The organism is Mycobacterium paraense, assembly GCF_002101815.1.
GTDB lineage: Bacteria > Actinomycetota > Actinomycetes > Mycobacteriales > Mycobacteriaceae > Mycobacterium > Mycobacterium paraense.
Map to the genome: position 1 here is coordinate 447,449 of NZ_LQPM01000013.1, position 15,087 is coordinate 462,535.

At 70.9% G+C, this 15,087-nt stretch carries 16 protein-coding genes; 11 read left to right on the top strand and 5 right to left on the bottom strand.

Features of this window, described 5'->3' with window-relative positions; translation table 11 throughout:
* Window positions 1-115: 115 nt before the first annotated feature.
* Together AWB89_RS14190 and AWB89_RS14195 are read left to right on the top strand one after the other, a co-directional pair.
* Window positions 116-1,909 (top strand): acetyl/propionyl/methylcrotonyl-CoA carboxylase subunit alpha, encoded by a 1,794-nt coding sequence (locus AWB89_RS14190; RefSeq protein WP_085174402.1) that lies wholly within the window; start codon window positions 116-118, stop codon window positions 1,907-1,909.
* Window positions 1,910-2,086: 177 nt separating this feature from the next.
* On the top strand, window positions 2,087-2,506 hold the full coding sequence (locus AWB89_RS14195; RefSeq protein ID WP_085096459.1) for an STAS domain-containing protein: 420 nt from the start codon (window positions 2,087-2,089) through the stop codon (window positions 2,504-2,506).
* On the opposite strand, the gene AWB89_RS14200 is transcribed toward AWB89_RS14195, so the two are convergent.
* Both AWB89_RS14200 and AWB89_RS14205 read right to left on the bottom strand, forming a co-directional pair.
* A complete protein-coding gene (locus AWB89_RS14200; RefSeq protein ID WP_085096115.1) occupies window positions 2,477-3,265 on the bottom strand; it encodes an RNA polymerase sigma factor SigF in 789 nt (262 codons plus the stop codon). The genes AWB89_RS14195 and AWB89_RS14200 overlap by 30 nt on opposite strands.
* Window positions 3,262-3,699, bottom strand: coding sequence for an ATP-binding protein (locus tag AWB89_RS14205; protein ID WP_085096117.1), 438 nt, complete (start codon window positions 3,697-3,699; stop codon window positions 3,262-3,264). The genes AWB89_RS14200 and AWB89_RS14205 overlap by 4 nt, the downstream gene beginning before the upstream one ends.
* Window positions 3,700-3,947: 248 nt before the next feature.
* Between AWB89_RS14205 and AWB89_RS14210 the strand changes: the two genes are divergently transcribed.
* Together AWB89_RS14210 and usfY are read left to right on the top strand one after the other, a co-directional pair.
* Window positions 3,948-4,328, top strand: coding sequence for a hypothetical protein (locus tag AWB89_RS14210; RefSeq protein ID WP_085174404.1), 381 nt, complete (start codon window positions 3,948-3,950; stop codon window positions 4,326-4,328).
* A gap of 22 nt (window positions 4,329-4,350) precedes the next feature.
* The gene (gene usfY / locus AWB89_RS14215; RefSeq protein WP_085174406.1) at window positions 4,351-4,686 is read left to right on the top strand and encodes a protein UsfY; all 336 of its coding nucleotides are present in this window, start codon (window positions 4,351-4,353) and stop codon (window positions 4,684-4,686) included.
* A gap of 10 nt (window positions 4,687-4,696) precedes the next feature.
* Here usfY and AWB89_RS14220 read toward each other — a convergent pair whose 3' ends face one another.
* A complete protein-coding gene (locus tag AWB89_RS14220; RefSeq protein WP_085174408.1) occupies window positions 4,697-5,080 on the bottom strand; it encodes a hypothetical protein in 384 nt (127 codons plus the stop codon).
* Between the two features lie 248 nt (window positions 5,081-5,328).
* Between AWB89_RS14220 and AWB89_RS14225 the strand changes: the two genes are divergently transcribed.
* The 4 genes from AWB89_RS14225 to AWB89_RS14240 are packed head-to-tail and all read left to right on the top strand — an operon-like array spanning window position 5,329 to window position 11,728.
* The gene (locus tag AWB89_RS14225; RefSeq protein ID WP_085096125.1) at window positions 5,329-5,994 is read left to right on the top strand and encodes a TetR/AcrR family transcriptional regulator; all 666 of its coding nucleotides are present in this window, start codon (window positions 5,329-5,331) and stop codon (window positions 5,992-5,994) included.
* A gap of 42 nt (window positions 5,995-6,036) precedes the next feature.
* Window positions 6,037-10,614 (top strand): ATP-dependent helicase, encoded by a 4,578-nt coding sequence (locus AWB89_RS14230; protein WP_085174410.1) that lies wholly within the window; start codon window positions 6,037-6,039, stop codon window positions 10,612-10,614.
* A gap of 3 nt (window positions 10,615-10,617) precedes the next feature.
* On the top strand, window positions 10,618-11,373 hold the full coding sequence (nei2, locus tag AWB89_RS14235) for an endonuclease VIII Nei2 (RefSeq protein ID WP_085174412.1): 756 nt from the start codon (window positions 10,618-10,620) through the stop codon (window positions 11,371-11,373).
* A 31-nt stretch (window positions 11,374-11,404) separates the two neighbouring features.
* Window positions 11,405-11,728: a DUF732 domain-containing protein gene (locus AWB89_RS14240; RefSeq protein WP_085174414.1), complete on the top strand. Its 324-nt coding sequence runs from the start codon at window positions 11,405-11,407 to the stop codon at window positions 11,726-11,728.
* Here AWB89_RS14240 and pstS read toward each other — a convergent pair.
* Entirely contained in the window at window positions 11,723-12,832 is a 1,110-nt protein-coding gene (gene pstS, locus AWB89_RS14245; RefSeq protein WP_085174416.1) for a phosphate ABC transporter substrate-binding protein PstS, read from the bottom strand. The genes AWB89_RS14240 and pstS overlap by 6 nt on opposite strands.
* 81 nt (window positions 12,833-12,913) lie before the next feature.
* The gene (locus AWB89_RS14250; protein WP_085096135.1) at window positions 12,914-13,840 is read right to left on the bottom strand and encodes an extracellular catalytic domain type 1 short-chain-length polyhydroxyalkanoate depolymerase; all 927 of its coding nucleotides are present in this window, start codon (window positions 13,838-13,840) and stop codon (window positions 12,914-12,916) included.
* Between the two features lie 162 nt (window positions 13,841-14,002).
* Here AWB89_RS14250 and AWB89_RS14255 point away from each other — a divergent pair, with 162 nt between their 5' ends.
* The 3 genes from AWB89_RS14255 to AWB89_RS14265 all read left to right on the top strand — a co-directional run bounded on the left by AWB89_RS14255 (window position 14,003) and on the right by AWB89_RS14265 (window position 15,083).
* The gene (locus AWB89_RS14255; protein WP_085096137.1) at window positions 14,003-14,359 is read left to right on the top strand and encodes a DUF732 domain-containing protein; all 357 of its coding nucleotides are present in this window, start codon (window positions 14,003-14,005) and stop codon (window positions 14,357-14,359) included.
* Window positions 14,360-14,479: 120 nt separating this feature from the next.
* Window positions 14,480-14,788: a DUF732 domain-containing protein gene (locus AWB89_RS14260; RefSeq protein ID WP_085096139.1), complete on the top strand. Its 309-nt coding sequence runs from the start codon at window positions 14,480-14,482 to the stop codon at window positions 14,786-14,788.
* 82 nt (window positions 14,789-14,870) lie between these two features.
* A complete protein-coding gene (locus tag AWB89_RS14265; RefSeq protein ID WP_085096141.1) occupies window positions 14,871-15,083 on the top strand; it encodes a hypothetical protein in 213 nt (70 codons plus the stop codon).
* Window positions 15,084-15,087: the final 4 nt, after the last annotated feature.

Genomic DNA, 15,087 nt, shown 5'->3' on the forward strand with positions numbered 1-15,087 from the left:
CATGGGATTGGAGACCGGGTTTCAGCGCGCTCGGCGCGCCGCATAAACTTCCCCGGACAAGACTTGTAAGAAAATCTCTTAGAGACGAAGACGTCCAGTTCCCACAGGAGGCGCAGTGGCCAGTCACGCCAGCTCGAGGATCGCCAAGGTGCTCGTCGCCAATCGCGGTGAGATCGCCGCCCGGGTGATTCGCGCGGCCCGCGATGCGGGCCTGCCCAGCGTGGCGGTGTATGCCGAGCCCGACGCCGACGCGCCGCACGTGCGCCTGGCGGACGAGGCGTTCGCCCTCGGCGGCCAGACCTCGGCGGAGTCCTACCTGGACTTCGGCAAGCTGCTCGACGCGGCGGAGAAGTCGGGCGCCAACGCCGTCCACCCCGGCTACGGCTTCCTGTCGGAGAACGCCGACTTCGCCCAGGCGGTCATCGACGCCGGCCTGATCTGGATCGGGCCGAGCCCGCAGTCGATCCGCGACCTGGGTGACAAGGTCACCGCGCGCCACATCGCCGCCCGCGCCCAGGCCCCGCTGGTGCCCGGCACCCCCGACCCGGTCAAGGACGCCGACGAGGTGGTGGCCTTCGCCGAGGAGTACGGCGTGCCGATCGCGATCAAGGCGGCGTTCGGCGGCGGCGGCAAGGGCATGAAGGTGGCCCGCACCATCGAGGAGATCCCCGAGCTGTACGAGTCGGCCGTCCGCGAGGCCGTGTCGGCGTTCGGCCGCGGCGAGTGCTTCGTGGAGCGCTACCTCGACAAGCCGCGCCACGTCGAGGCGCAGGTGATCGCCGACCAGCACGGCAACGTCGTCGTCGCCGGCACCCGCGATTGCTCGCTGCAGCGCCGCTTCCAGAAGCTGGTGGAGGAGGCGCCCGCGCCGTTCCTGACGGACGCGCAGCGCAAGGAGATCCACGAGTCGGCCAAGCGGATCTGCAAGGAGGCCCACTACTACGGCGCCGGCACCGTCGAGTACCTGGTCGGCCAGGACGGCCTGATCTCCTTCCTGGAGGTCAACACCCGGCTGCAGGTCGAGCACCCGGTCACCGAGGAGACCGCCGGCATCGACCTGGTGCTGCAGCAGTTCAAGATCGCCAACGGCGAGAAGCTGGACATCACGGAGGATCCGACGCCGCGCGGGCACGCGATCGAGTTCCGGATCAACGGCGAGGACGCCGGTCGGGGCTTCCTGCCGGCGCCCGGGCCGGTCAGCAAGTTCCACCCGCCCACCGGCCCCGGCGTGCGGCTGGACTCCGGCGTGGAGACCGGCTCGGTGATCGGCGGCCAGTTCGACTCGATGCTGGCCAAGCTGATCGTGTACGGCGCCGACCGGCACGAGGCGCTGGCGCGGGCCCGGCGGGCGCTGGACGAGTTCGAGGTCGAGGGCCTGGCCACGGTGATCCCGTTCCACCGGGCCGTGGTGAGCGACCCGGCGTTCATCGGCGACGACAACGGCTTCTCGGTGCACACCCGCTGGATCGAGACCGAGTGGAACAACACCGTCGAACCGTTCACCGGCGGCGAGCCCCTGGACGAGGAGGACACCCGGCCCCGCCAGAAGGTGGTCGTCGAGGTCGGCGGCCGCCGCCTCGAGGTGTCGCTGCCTGCTGACCTGGCCCTGTCCAACGGCGCCGCCGACCCGGCCGGCGTCATCCGCAAGAAGCCCAAGCCGCGCAAGCGCGGGTCGCACGCGGGCGCGGCGGCCTCCGGCGACGCGGTGACGGCGCCCATGCAGGGCACCGTCGTCAAGGTCGCCGTCGAGGAAGGTCAGGAGGTCGCCGCGGGCGACCTGGTGGTGGTCCTCGAGGCGATGAAGATGGAAAACCCGGTCACCGCCCACAAGGACGGCACCATCACCGGGCTCGCGGTCGAGGCGGGCGCGGCCATCACGCAGGGCACGGTCCTCGCGGAGATCAAGTAACCGTTCGGTTACCGACCGTTGTCGACTCGCCCGACCACGGGTAGGGTCGGGTCAGGTTGAGTTCACAGCCGCCCGGATAACGTCGGGGGCCGCAGGGCGTGCGAACTCCCGGTCCTGAACCAGAACCGACCACCTGACGTCATCCACAGCAGGATCCTCCAAATGACGGAGACAAGCATGTCTGTGGCCCAATCATGGCAGCAAAGCCGCACGGCCCAATTCACCGCTCGCTGGAGCGCGTTGGGCACCGTGATCACGGCGGAAGGCGAGCTCGACGCCGCCAATGCGGATCAGCTCGCGGCGTACGTGCAACGCAGCGTCAGTCGCTCCCGGCGCATAATCCTGGACCTACGCGGCCTGGAATTCATTGGCACGGCCGGTTTTTCGGCGATACACCGGATCAACGTGACGTGCTCGGCGGCCCAGGTGCACTGGGCGATGGTGCCCAGCCCCGTGGTGGAGCGGTTGTTGCGCATCTGCGACCCCGACGGCACGCTCCCGGTGACGACGCCGCAGTCCGAGCAGCTGCTGAAGCCGGCCCGGGCCGACGGCTCGGGGTCGCGCCCGCTACTGCAGCTGGTCCCGCAGCCGCGTTAGCGACTTGGCCAGCAGCCGGGACACGTGCATCTGGGAGATGCCCACCCGTTCGGCGATCTGAGTCTGCGTCATCGACTCGAAGAACCTGAGCACCAACACCATTCGTTCCCGCTCGGGCAGCGCCTCGAGCAAGGGGCGCAACGCCTCCCGATCCTCGATGCGGTCCAGGCCGGCGTCCACGTCGCCCAGGGTGTCGGCGATGGCGCGGGCGTCGTCGTCGTCGCTGCCGCCACCGGTGTCGATGGACAACGTGTTGTAGGAGCTGCCCGCCACCAGGCCCTCGACGACCTCGTCGCGCTCCATCCCGAGCTCCGAGGCGAGCTCGGTCGCGGTCGGCGCCCGGCCCAGCCGCTGCGAGAGGTCGGCGGTGGCGGTGCCCAGCCGCAGGTGCAGTTCCTTCAGCCGCCGCGGCACCTTGACCGACCAGCTGTTGTCACGGAAGTGCCGGCGGACCTCCCCCATGATCGTGGGGACCGCGAAGGAGACGAAGTCCGATCCGGTCTCGACGTCGAAGCGGACGACGGCGTTGACCAGGCCGACCCTCGCCACCTGGACCAGGTCGTCGCGCGGTTCGCCGCGGCCCTCGAACCGCCGCGCGATGTGATCGGCCAGCGGCAGGCAGCGCTCCACGATCTTGTCGCGCTGGCGCTGGAATTCCATGGACTCGGCGGGGACGCCGGCGAGCTCACGGAACATGTCCGGGACGTCGGCGTACTCGTTCGGCCGCGAGACCGAACCGCCTGCAGCTCGCGCTGTCACCTGCTAGAGGCCGCCCGTCGCGCGGTCAGCGTGATACCGAAAACGCTGCCCGTTTCGTTGGGCTCGCGACCGTCGTGGAAGGTCTGGACTTCGTCGGCCAGGGAGGTCAGGACATGCCAGCTGAAGCTGCCGGGCGCCACCACGTCGTGGGTGTCGCACGCCGCGGAGGCCTCCACCACCAATTCGTCGTCGTGCGGGTCGACCACGACGACCAACGTGGCATCCGGTGTCGCCGAGCGGATCAGGCGGGTGCACACTTCGTCGACCGCGAGCCGCAGGTCGGCGACCGCGTCGAAGTCCAAGTCCTCGAAGGTGCCGATGGCACCGACGAGCGTGCGCAGCATCGCCAGGTTCTCCAGGCGTGCCGCGACATGCAATTCGACGGCGCGATGGCCGCGTTGACGCCTGTTGGCGCGCGAACCCGCATCGGTCATATGGTCTCCCGGCAATGTCGGCTCGACACTACTACTGCCGCGCAGCCCGCCGTCGACCGTCGGTTCCAAGCGGTTGGTCATGCGGCACGACCGGGATCGCGCTGGTCATGATGATCACTGGGGCGGTAGGCAGCAACGGTTCCGGCATTCATGGTTTAGAGCTGATACCCACTTGCGACGGCGTATAACCCAAGCAAGGCGCGTTAGCTGCTTAACAGTCGCGGCGCGAAAGACCTACACTTATCTGCATGAAGCAGGCTCTGCTTCGCGCAGTTGTGCTTCTCGCGTCGTGGTCGATCGGACTGCTGGTGGCGGCCCGGGTCGTTCCTCATGTTTCGGTGTCTGTGTCGGGCTTCGTCGTCGCCGTGGTGGTGTTCACGGCCGCGCAGGCCACGCTGTCCCTGGCGATCGTCAGGTTGCCGCGCGCGTACGCATCGCTGCTCCTCGGGGCCTCCGGCCTGGTGTTGACGCTCGTCGCGCTGGCGCTGGCCGTGGTCTTCACGCACGGGCTCACCATTCACGGCGTCGCCTCCTGGGCCGCCGCAATCGTGCTGGTGTGGCTGATCACCACGATCGGGGCGATCTCGCTGCCGGAGGTGCTCGCCCGCGATCCGGCCGTCCCGGCCTGAGGGGACGACGAAGGGAGGCGTTATGGGCGACAGGCATCACGACCCGACGGACCATTATCGGACCACGCAACCGCACGCCGGTTTCTCGATGAAGGACAACCTCTACTGGCCCGGGTTCATCCTGCTGATCGTCGCGTTGGGCGGGATGATCAGCACGACGGCCGCCGCCGCCTACGGCCACTACGAATGGCTCGCCACGACGAGCCTGGTCGCCGTGCTCGGCGTGATCGCGGCGGCGCTGTGGTTCGTCGTGGAGCATCGGCGGGTGGCCCGCATCGACGAGCAATGGCACCGCGTCGCGGATGCCGGCGCCGCACCGCGCCCTCGCGCCGCCAGCCAGGGGCCGGCCGGGTCCTGAGCTGCCCGAACTACAAAGCCAGCACCGGCCCGGCGATGGGCGAAACACCCAGGCCGAGCGCCGCCACCATCAGCGTGAACAAGAACCAGCCGGCGCCATGCCAACCCCACCAGGTGCCGTGCGCCTTCCACACCCGGTACGTGCGCAGGAAGGCCCACAGCCCGCCGGCAAACAGGATCAGCGGCCCACCGAAGGCCAGCATCGTGCGCTGCGGAGCGCCGCAGGCCACCGTATCCACGCCCGTCCCCGGGCAGGTGCTGACCCACAACGCCGCCAGGACCACGAAGCCGACACCGGCGGCCGCGGCCAGCACGGCAAACCGGATGGCGGCGTGCACCTCGCCGTCCTCCTGCCCCAAGCGGTCGCCGAATGACCGCTCATCCGCTTTGTGCATAGCTGCCCCTCGTATCCCACTGCCAGCTGCTTTTGGTCCATCGTTCGGCGCGCCGAATTAGTTACCGACCCCCGTCGCGGCGCTCACCAAAAGGCGAAAGATCGCATGGCTACAGATACCCGGCGCGAAACCACGGTAAACGGATGTCGCGCCCGGATGGCCCCGCCTGACCAGGGCGTTCGGTGCCGATCGGCCGGCAAGGCGCTGGTGTGGCGGCCGTCTCATTTCCTATGGGTACTATCTGACACATGCCGACAGCCAGGAGGCGGTTATCCCCCGAGGATCGACGCGCCGAGCTGCTCGCTTTGGGGGCAGAAGTCTTTGGGAAGCGACCCTACGACGAGGTCCGCATCGACGAGATAGCCGAGCGCGCGGGGGTGTCCCGCGCGCTGATGTACCACTACTTCCCCGACAAGCGGGCGTTCTTCGCCGCGGTCGTCAAGGACGAGGCCGACCGGCTGTACGAGGCGACCAACAACCCGCCACCCGCCGGCCTGACCATGTTCGAGGAGATCCGGATGGGTGTGCTGGCCTACATGGCCTATCACCAGCAGAATCCGGAGGCCGCGTGGGCCGCCTACGTGGGCCTCGGCCGGTCCGACCCGGTTCTGCTCGGCATCGACGACGAGGCCAAGAACCGCCAGATGGAACACATCATGTCCCGCATCGGCGAGGTCGTCAGCGGGATGCCGGACACCAACGCGCTGGAAGCCGATGTCGAGCGGGACCTGCGGGTGATCCTGCAGGGCTGGCTGGCGTTCACGTTCGAGATCTGCCGTCAGCGCATCATGGACCCCACGACCGACGCCGACCGGCTGGCCGATGCCTGCGCGCACGCGCTGCTGGATGCCATCGCGCGGGTGCCGGAGATTCCCAAGGAGCTGTCGGAGGCCATGGCCACCGCGCGCCTCTGACGGGGCCCGCACTTTGTCGGTGCGCATTGGCACCATGGTGAGGTGAGCACCCCCGCCGAGCCCCGCCCCGACCCGCTGGGCCGGTTCAGCGCGATCACGCGCGAGTGGTTCCAGTCCACCTTCGCCGCGCCGACCACCGCGCAGGCGCAGGCGTGGGACGCGATCGCGCGGGGCGACAACACCCTGGTGATCGCCCCGACCGGGTCCGGCAAGACGCTCGCGGCGTTCCTGTGGGCCCTCGACAGCCTCGCCGGGTCGGCCGAACGGCCGGCCGGCACCCGGGTGCTGTACGTGTCCCCGCTCAAGGCGCTCGCGGTCGACGTCGAGCGCAACCTGCGCACCCCGCTGGCGGGGCTCACCCGCATCGCCGAGCGCCATGGGGTCGCGGCCCCGGACATCAGCGTCGGCGTCCGCTCCGGCGACACCCCGCCCGCCGCGCGCCGTCAGCTCATCGCGCGCCCGCCCGACGTGCTGATCACCACCCCGGAGTCGCTGTTCTTGATGCTGACCTCGGCCGCGCGCGAAACCCTGGCGGGCGTGCAGACGGTGATCGTGGACGAGATCCACGCCATCGCGGGCGGCAAGCGCGGCGCGCACCTGGCCGTCTCGCTGGAGCGGCTCGACGAGCTGCGGGACGGGCCGCCCGCTCAGCGAATCGGGCTGTCGGCGACGGTGCGGCCGCCCGAGGAGCTGGCGCGGTTCCTGTCCGGGCAGTCGCCCACCACCATCGTCGCCCCGCCGTCGGCCAAGACCATCGAGCTCACCGTGCAGGTGCCGGTGCCCGACATGGCGAACCTGGCGAACAGCAGCATCTGGCCCGACGTCGAGGCGCGCCTGGTCGACCTGATCGAAGCGCACTCCTCGACCATCGTGTTCGCCAACTCCCGGCGCCTGGCCGAGCGGCTTACCGCGCGGCTCAACGAGATTCACGCCGAGCGGTGCGGCATCGAGCTGGCCGGACAGGCCAACCCGGGGGTCCCGGGTGGGGCGCCGGCGCACCTGCTGGGCAGCGGCCAGACCTACGGCGCCGAGCCGGTGCTGGCGCGCGCCCACCACGGTTCGGTCAGCAAGGAGCAGCGCGCCCTGGTCGAAGAGGACCTCAAGCGCGGGCTGCTCAAGGCGGTGGTCGCGACGTCGAGCCTCGAGCTGGGCATCGACATGGGCGCGGTCGACCTGGTGATCCAGGTGGAGGCGCCGCCGTCGGTGGCCAGCGGCCTGCAGCGCATCGGGCGGGCCGGCCACCAGGTCGGCGAGGTGTCCCAGGGGGTGCTGTTCCCCAAGCACCGCACGGACCTGATCGGCTGCGCGGTGACGGTGCAGCGGATGCTCGCCGGCCAGATCGAGACCATGCGGGTGCCGGCCAACCCGCTGGACATCCTGGCGCAACAGACCGTCGCGGCCGCCGCGCTGGAGCCGCTGGACGCCGACCGGTGGTTCGACACCGTGCGGCGGGCCGCCCCCTTCGCGACGCTGCCGCGCAGCGTGTACGAGGCCACCCTGGACCTGTTGAGCGGCAAGTACCCGTCCACCGACTTCGCCGAGCTGCGGCCGCGCCTGGTCTACGACCGCGACGCCGGAACCCTGACCGCCCGGCCCGGTGCCCAGCGGCTGGCGGTCACCTCCGGCGGCGCCATCCCGGACCGCGGGTTGTTCACCGTCTACCTGGCCTCGGAGGCCGAGAAGCCGTCGCGGGTCGGCGAACTCGACGAGGAGATGGTCTACGAGTCGCGGCCCGGTGACGTCATCTCGCTGGGCGCCACCAGCTGGCGGATCACGGAGATCACCCACGACCGGGTGCTGGTGATCCCCGCGCCCGGGCAGCCGGCCCGGTTGCCGTTCTGGCGCGGCGACGACGCCGGGCGCCCGGCCGAGCTCGGCGCCGCGCTGGGCGCGTTCACCGGCGAGCTGGCCGGACTGAAGCGTGCGGCGTTCGACAAGCGTTGCGGCGCTTTGGGTTTCGACGCCTACGCCACCGACAACCTGTGGGGGCTGCTGGACGAGCAGCGGAGCGCGGCCGGGGTGGTGCCCACCGACACCACCCTGCTGGTCGAGCGGTTCCGCGACGAGCTGGGCGATTGGCGGGTGATCCTGCACTCGCCGTACGGGCTGCGGGTGCACGGGCCGCTCGCGCTGGCGGTGGGGCGGCGGCTGCGCGAACGCTACGGCCTCGACGAGAAGCCGACCGCCTCCGACGACGGCATCGTGGTGCGCCTGCCCGACACCTTTTCCGATTTCGCGTCCGACGCGGGCACTGACGCCCCACCCGGCGCCGAGCTGTTCGTCTTCGACGCCGACGAGATCGACCCGATCGTCACGGCCGAGGTGGGCGGCTCGGCGCTGTTCGCCTCGCGGTTCCGCGAATGCGCGGCCCGCGCGCTGCTGCTGCCGCGCCGGCACCCGGGCCGCCGTTCGCCGCTGTGGCACCAACGCCAGCGCGCGGCCCAGCTGCTGGACGTCGCGCGAAAGTACCCCGACTTCCCGGTGGTGCTGGAGACCATCCGCGAATGCCTGCAGGACGTCTACGACGTGCCCGCCCTCGTCGCGTTGATGACGGGCATCGCCCAGCGCCGGGTGCGGGTGCTCGAGGCCGAAACGGTGAAGCCCTCCCCGTTCGCGGCCTCCCTGTTGTTCGGCTACGTCGGCGCGTTCATGTACGAGGGGGACACCCCGCTGGCCGAGCGCCGGGCCGCGGCGCTGTCGCTGGACAGCACGCTGCTGGCCGAGCTGCTCGGCCGCGTGGAACTGCGCGAACTGCTCGACCCCGACGTCATCGCCGCGACCGGCCGGCAGCTACAGCACCTGTCGGCCGACCGGGCCGCCCGCGACGCCGAGGGCGTCGCCGACCTGCTGCGGCTGCTGGGCCCGTTGAGCGCCGACGAGCTGTCGGCGCGGGCCGGGGGCGCCGACGTCGGGGGCTGGCTGGAGGGGCTGCGGGGCGCCCGGCGCGCGCTGACGGTGTCCTTCGCCGGGCGCAGCTGGTGGGTGGCCATCGAGGACATCGGGCGGTTGCGCGACGGGGTCGGGGCCGCGGTCCCGCTGGGCGTCCCGGCGGCCTTCACCGAGGCGGTGGCCGACCCGCTGGGCGAGCTGCTGGGCCGCTACGCGCGCACGCACACCCCGTTCACCACGGCCGAGGCCGCCGCCCGGTTCGGCCTGGGGCTGCGGGTCACGGCCGACGTGCTGGGCCGCCTGGCCGCCGACGGCAAGCTGGTGCGCGGCGACTTCGTCGCCGCGCCGGACCCGTCCGCGGCGCCCGGCGCCGCAGGGGGCGGCGAGCAGTGGTGCGACGCCGACGTCCTGCGCATCCTGCGGCGGCGCTCGCTGGCGGCGCTGCGCGCCCAGGTGGAGCCGGTGAGCACCGCCGCCTATGGGCGATTCCTGCCCGCCTGGCAGCACGTGTCGTCGCCGCAGTCGGGCATCGACGGGCTGGTCGCGGTGATCGACCAGCTGGCCGGCGTCCGGGTGCCGGCCTCGGCGCTGGAGCCGTTGATCCTGGCGCCCCGGATCCGGGACTACTCCCCCGCGCTGCTCGACGAACTGCTCGCCACCGGCGAGGTCACCTGGTCGGGCGCCGGGTCGATTTCGGGCAGCGACGGCTGGATCGCGCTGCACGCGAGCGATTCCGCGCCGCTCACGCTGTCGCCGCCCGCCCCGCTCGAGCTCACCGACGCCCACCGCGCGATCCTGGACACGCTGGCCGGCGGCGGCGCGTACTTCTTCCGGCAGCTGACCGAGGCCGGTGTCCCCGACCCCGCGCTCAAAGCGGCGCTGTGGGAACTGATCTGGGCCGGCTGGGTCACCGGGGACACGTTCGCGCCCGTCCGCGCCGTCCTGGGCGGCGCCGGAGCCCGCAAGCGCTCCGCGCCCGCGCACCGCACCCAGCGGCCGCCGCGGCTGAGCCGCTACAGCGTCGCGCACGCGCAGCAGCGCAGCACGGACCCGACCGTGGCCGGGCGGTGGTCGCTCGCGGCGGCCCCGGAGCCGGATTCCACGGTGCGCGCCCACTATCAGGCCGAGCTGTTGCTGACCCGCCACGGCGTGCTCACCCGGGGCGCGGTCGCGGCCGAGGGGGTGCCGGGCGGCTTCGCGACGCTCTACAAGGTGCTGAGCACGTTCGAGGAGGCGGGCAGGTGCCAGCGCGGCTACTTCGTCGAGTCGCTGGGCGGCGCCCAGTTCGCCGTCGCCTCCACCGTCGACCGGCTGCGCAGCTACACCGACGGCATCGACCCCGAACGGCCCGAATACCGGGCCGTCGCGCTGGCCGCCGCCGACCCGGCCAACCCCTACGGCGCCGCGCTGCCGTGGCCCGCCCCGGGCGCCGACGGCGCGCGGCCCGGCCGCAAGGCGGGGGCGCTGGTCGTGCTGGTCGACGGCGAACTGACCTGGTTCTTGGAGCGCGGCGGGCGGTCGCTGCTGACGTTCACCGACGACCCCGCGGCCGACCATGCCGCCGCCGTGGCGCTGGCCGACCTGGTCGCCGCCCGTCGCGTGGCGTCGATCCTGGTCGAACGCATCGACGGGGCGCCGGCGCTGCAGCCGCACGAGGGACCCGCCCGGGTCGCGGACGCCTTGCGCGAGGCGGGATTCGCCCGCACCCCGCGCGGAATGCGGCTGCGCTGAACCATGCCCGAGGGCGACACCGTGTGGCATACCGCCGCGATGCTGCGCGAGCACCTGGTCGGTCGCACGCTGACGCGCTGCGACGTCCGGGTGCCGCGGTTCGCCACCGTCGACCTGACCGGGCAGGTCGTCGACGAGGTGCTCAGCCGCGGCAAGCACCTGTTCATCCGGGTCGGGGAGTCCAGCATCCACTCGCATCTGAAGATGGACGGCAGCTGGCGCGTGGGTAACCGGCCGGTGCGGGTGGACCACCGGGCGCGAATCATTCTGGAGGCCAACGGCATTCGCGCCGTGGGCGTCGACCTAGGGGTGCTGGAGATCCTGGACCGCGACCGCGACGGCGACGCGGTCGCGCACCTGGGACCCGACCTGCTGGGCCCTGATTGGGATCCGGTGCGCGCCGCCGCCAACCTGGTGGCACGCCCCGACCGGCCGATCGGCGAGGCGCTGCTGGACCAGCGGGTGCTGGCCGGGATCGGCAACGTCTATTGCAACGAACTGTGTTTCGTCAGCGGACACCTGCCCACCGCGCCGGTCAGCGCCCTGACCGACCCGCGCCGGCTGGTGAGCCGCGCCCGGGACATGCTGTGGACCAACCGCTTCCGCTGGAACCGCTGCACCACCGGCGACACCCGGGCCGGCCGGCAGCTGTGGGTCTACGGGCGCGCCGGGCAGCCCTGCCGCCGCTGCGGCACCGGCATCCACTTCGACGACGGCGGCGAGCGGGTCGCGTACTGGTGCCCTTCCTGCCAGCGCTGAACTTCCCATCGCGGCATGCAATGATCTTCCGGTGTCATCGACCACCTGGATAGTGCGCGGGCTGGGCGCGGTTGTCACGCTGCTCGGCGTGGCGGCGCTGCCCTGCCCGGGCGCGTGCGCCGACGCGGTCGACAACGCGTTCGTCACGGCGGTGAAGAACAAGGGCATCCAGTTCGCGTCGCCGCAAGCCGCGATCGTCGCCGGCCACGAGGTCTGCGACGAACTCGATCTCGGCAAGCAGAAGTCGGACATCGCCAACGAGGTGATGACCAACAGCAACCTGGACGGCTATCGCGCCGGGTACTTCATCGGCGCCAGCGTGGCGGCGTACTGCCCGCGGTACCGCGCGTCATGAGATGGCGTCGACCGCGGTCGACAACCGCGGCTTGAACTCCTGCGGGATGGGGATGTACCCGTTGTCCGCCAGGCCGTCCTGCCCGGCGCCGATCGTGCTGCGCAGGAACGCCTTCACGGCGGCCCCGACCTGCGGGTCGGGATACTTCGAGCAGACGATCTCGTAGGTCGCCAGCACGATCGGATAGGCGTCGGGCTGATTCGGCCGGTAGAAGGAGATGGTGTCGAGGGCCAGGTCGTTGCCCTGCTTGATGAACCAGGCGGCGGAGATCGTCTTGCCCACCGAGTCCGCGCCGATCGCCACGGCGTCCGGACCGGCCGACGTGATGACCTTGGCCATGTTGAGATGCTGCGCCTGGGCGAACGACCATTCGTTGTAGGTGATCGCCCCCTCGGTGCTCTTGACGGCGGCGGCGGCCCCGTCGTTGCCCTTGGCGCCCTCGCCGACGCCGCCCTTGAATGCCTTGCCGGCGCCCTTGCCCCACGCGCCGTTGGACGCGGTGTCGAGGTAGCGCTGGAAGTTGTCCGTGGTCCCGGACTCGTCGCTGCGGAACACCACGCGGATCGGCTCGGCCGGCAGGCTCACACCGGGGTTCAGCGCCTGGATCGCGGGGTCGTTCCAGCTCGTGATGCCGCCGTTGAAAATCCTGGCCGCGGTGGGGCCGTCGAGGCTCAACCCGGTCACACCGTTGACGTTGAAGGCGATCGCGATGGGGCCGAACACCACCGGCAGGTTCCACGCGGGCGAGCCGCATCGTTGCTGCGCCCGCGCGTACTCGTCGGCGCTCAGCGGCGAGTCCGAGCCGGCGAAATCGGTCTGGTTGCCCAGGAATTCGCTGATGCCGGCGCCGGAACCGTTGGGCGTGTAATTCAGGGACTGCCCGGCGCAGGCCTGTTCGAAGGCCCTGACGAATCGGGTCATCGCGTTCTGCTGGGCGGTGGAGCCGCTGGCCCGCAGCGTCGGCTTGCCGCCGCAGGCGACCTTCGCCGGCGACGCGCTCGTCGCGCCTCCCCCGGCGCTGTGATGGTCGCCACCGCAGGCCGACAACAGCGCCGCGGCGGTGACCAGAACGCCGGCGAAGACGCCAAATCGATTGAACTTCAAGCGAATTCCTGCGAATAGACCGGATGAGACGATCGCCGCCATGAGGCATAGTAACAAGATCGGCCCGCCGCCGCCTCCGGGCTAATCGCGCGCGTGGGCGAGGAAAAACTGGGCGATGACCTCGGAGGCGTCCAGCGCACGCGAGGTGCGCCCGATGATCGCCTGGGGCAGATACTGTTTGCCTCCGGGCCACGTGTGTCCGCCGTTGTCGATCTGGTAGAAGACCACCTCGGTCGACGCCGCGCACGGCGCGGCGTCGTAGCGGTGCACGACGGTGCCGTCGCCGACGTTCGGCAGGACCTGCTGCGACGGATCGCCTTGGCAGCCATCGACCGAGCGCCACGCGTTCACCATGCTGTTCGCCGCCACCGAGTGGCTGACCCCGCCGCGGCCCCGCACGTCCCCGCCGTTGAAAGGCACCAGCGGGTCGGCGGTTCCGTGTGCCGCCAGCACCGACACCGGCCGCGACGGATGGCAGGCCACGCCGGTGCCCAGCGTGCCCGCCACCGGCGCGATCGCGGCGAAGACGTCGGCACGGTCGCACGCCAGCCTGTTGGTCATGAAGCCGCCGTTGGACATTCCGGTGGCGAAGACGTGCCCGGGCGCGATGTTGTAGTCGCTTCGCAGCTTTCCCGCCAGCGCGACGAGGAACCCGACGTCGTCGACGTGGTGGCGATCCGCCGGGGAGGCCCCACGCCCGTCGGCCCAGCTCTTGTCGTAACCGTCGGGGTAGGCCACCAGCAGGTGGTTGGCGTCGGCGACCGTGTCGAAGTCGGTCAGGCCCCGCTGCCCGGTCCCGGTGCCGCCGCCGCCGTGCAGGCTGAGCACCAGGCCGACCGGATCGCCCGGCGGCACGTGCAACGTGTACGTGCGGTCCATGCCGCCGGAACGCAGGGTCGCGGACAGGTCTTGGGCGGCGGCGGCCGCCACGTGCCGCTCACCGCAGCCGGCCACCGAAACCGCGAGTGCCGTCAGGACGGCGAGCGTCAGCCAGCGGGCGTACGGCATGCCGTCAAGTTACCGAGCGCGCTCGGACGACATAACCAATGTTGCGATGTTCGCAAGATCTACGATGATTGGACGATGCCAAGCTGTAACCTACTTGCAACGTTCTAGGTCGAACCTTCAGTCGTCGAACACCGGATCTTAGAACCCTTGGGGGTATCAAAAATGACGAGCGCCCGCAGCCGCAAGGCCCGCCTGCTGCTCCCGCTGCTGGCGGCCGGGTTCCTACCCGCCGTCGGGCTGCTCGGCCCGCTGGCCACGGCCCCCGCCGCGCACGCCGACGGCAACGACGACGCGTTCATCGCGGCGTTGCACGCCCACGGCATCGCCCACGACTCGCCCAAGTCGGCCATCGCGGCCGGCCATCTGGTCTGCCACCAGCTCGACATGGGCAAGACGCAGGAGCAGATCGCGACGGACGTCATGAACAGCAGCACCCTGGACGGCGACAACGCCGGGTTCTTCGTCGCCCTGGCCGAACGCGCGTACTGCCCGCAGTACGCGGACGTCCCCACGGCATAACGCGCCGTACCGCGCAACGTCGTCGGGTTTCTCTCGCCCTGATCGCAATTTGCGGTCGTTGCTCCTGTGCGAAGCTGTAACGTGCAACATTCGCGCAACGGGGCAAAGGGAGGACGGGACATGTCACGCGTGGGGGCCGCCCTCGTGGTCGCGCTGGCCGCGCTCGCGGCGTTCGAGGCGGCCCCGGTCGCCCGTGCCGACGCCGTCGACGACGCCTTTCTGGGCGCCCTGACCGCCAAGGGCATCCACTTCGGGGCCCCGGAAAAGGCCATCATCGCCGGCCACGAGGTCTGTGACGAGCTCGACAACGGCAAGACTCCCGCCCAGGTCGCCTCCACCGTGCAGTCCAACAGCGGCCTCGACGGCTATCACGCCGGCTACTTCGTCGGCGCGGCCATCCGGGCTTACTGCCCCGTGCATTCTTCTTAACGAAATCGAAACGCCGCGCTAGCGGATCCGCGACTTTGGGACCCCTAAAGTTTCCGGTACCAACTAGCGCGGAGACCAACGAGTGGTATCGAAAATCCTTGCCTGCGCCGCCCTCACTTTCGGGGCTGCGGTGGCGATCGCGGCGCCGGCCGGCGCCGATCCCAGCGTTTTCAACGACCTCAGCTGCAGCTGCCCGCAGACCGTCTCCAACGGCGGGGCCTCCGTGGCGGATCAGATCGATCGGGGCATTCAATCCGGCCTTGCCGGCGCGAATGTCGTTCGGGCCCAGCAGTAGTTGA

Bases quoted from the DNA above. Each gene is read 5' to 3' on its own strand.
- AWB89_RS14195 (WP_085096459.1), top strand. From the start codon at position 2,087: ATGTCTGTGGCCCAATCATGGCAGCAAAGCCGCACGGCCCAATTCACC.
- AWB89_RS14205 (WP_085096117.1), bottom strand. From the start codon at position 3,699: ATGACCGATGCGGGTTCGCGCGCCAACAGGCGTCAACGCGGCCATCGC.
- AWB89_RS14210 (WP_085174404.1), top strand. From the start codon at position 3,948: ATGAAGCAGGCTCTGCTTCGCGCAGTTGTGCTTCTCGCGTCGTGGTCG.
- usfY (WP_085174406.1), top strand. From the start codon at position 4,351: ATGGGCGACAGGCATCACGACCCGACGGACCATTATCGGACCACGCAA.
- AWB89_RS14220 (WP_085174408.1), bottom strand. From the start codon at position 5,080: ATGCACAAAGCGGATGAGCGGTCATTCGGCGACCGCTTGGGGCAGGAG.
- AWB89_RS14225 (WP_085096125.1), top strand. From the start codon at position 5,329: ATGCCGACAGCCAGGAGGCGGTTATCCCCCGAGGATCGACGCGCCGAG.
- nei2 (WP_085174412.1), top strand. From the start codon at position 10,618: ATGCCCGAGGGCGACACCGTGTGGCATACCGCCGCGATGCTGCGCGAG.
- AWB89_RS14250 (WP_085096135.1), bottom strand. From the start codon at position 13,840: ATGCCGTACGCCCGCTGGCTGACGCTCGCCGTCCTGACGGCACTCGCG.
- AWB89_RS14255 (WP_085096137.1), top strand. From the start codon at position 14,003: ATGACGAGCGCCCGCAGCCGCAAGGCCCGCCTGCTGCTCCCGCTGCTG.
- AWB89_RS14260 (WP_085096139.1), top strand. From the start codon at position 14,480: ATGTCACGCGTGGGGGCCGCCCTCGTGGTCGCGCTGGCCGCGCTCGCG.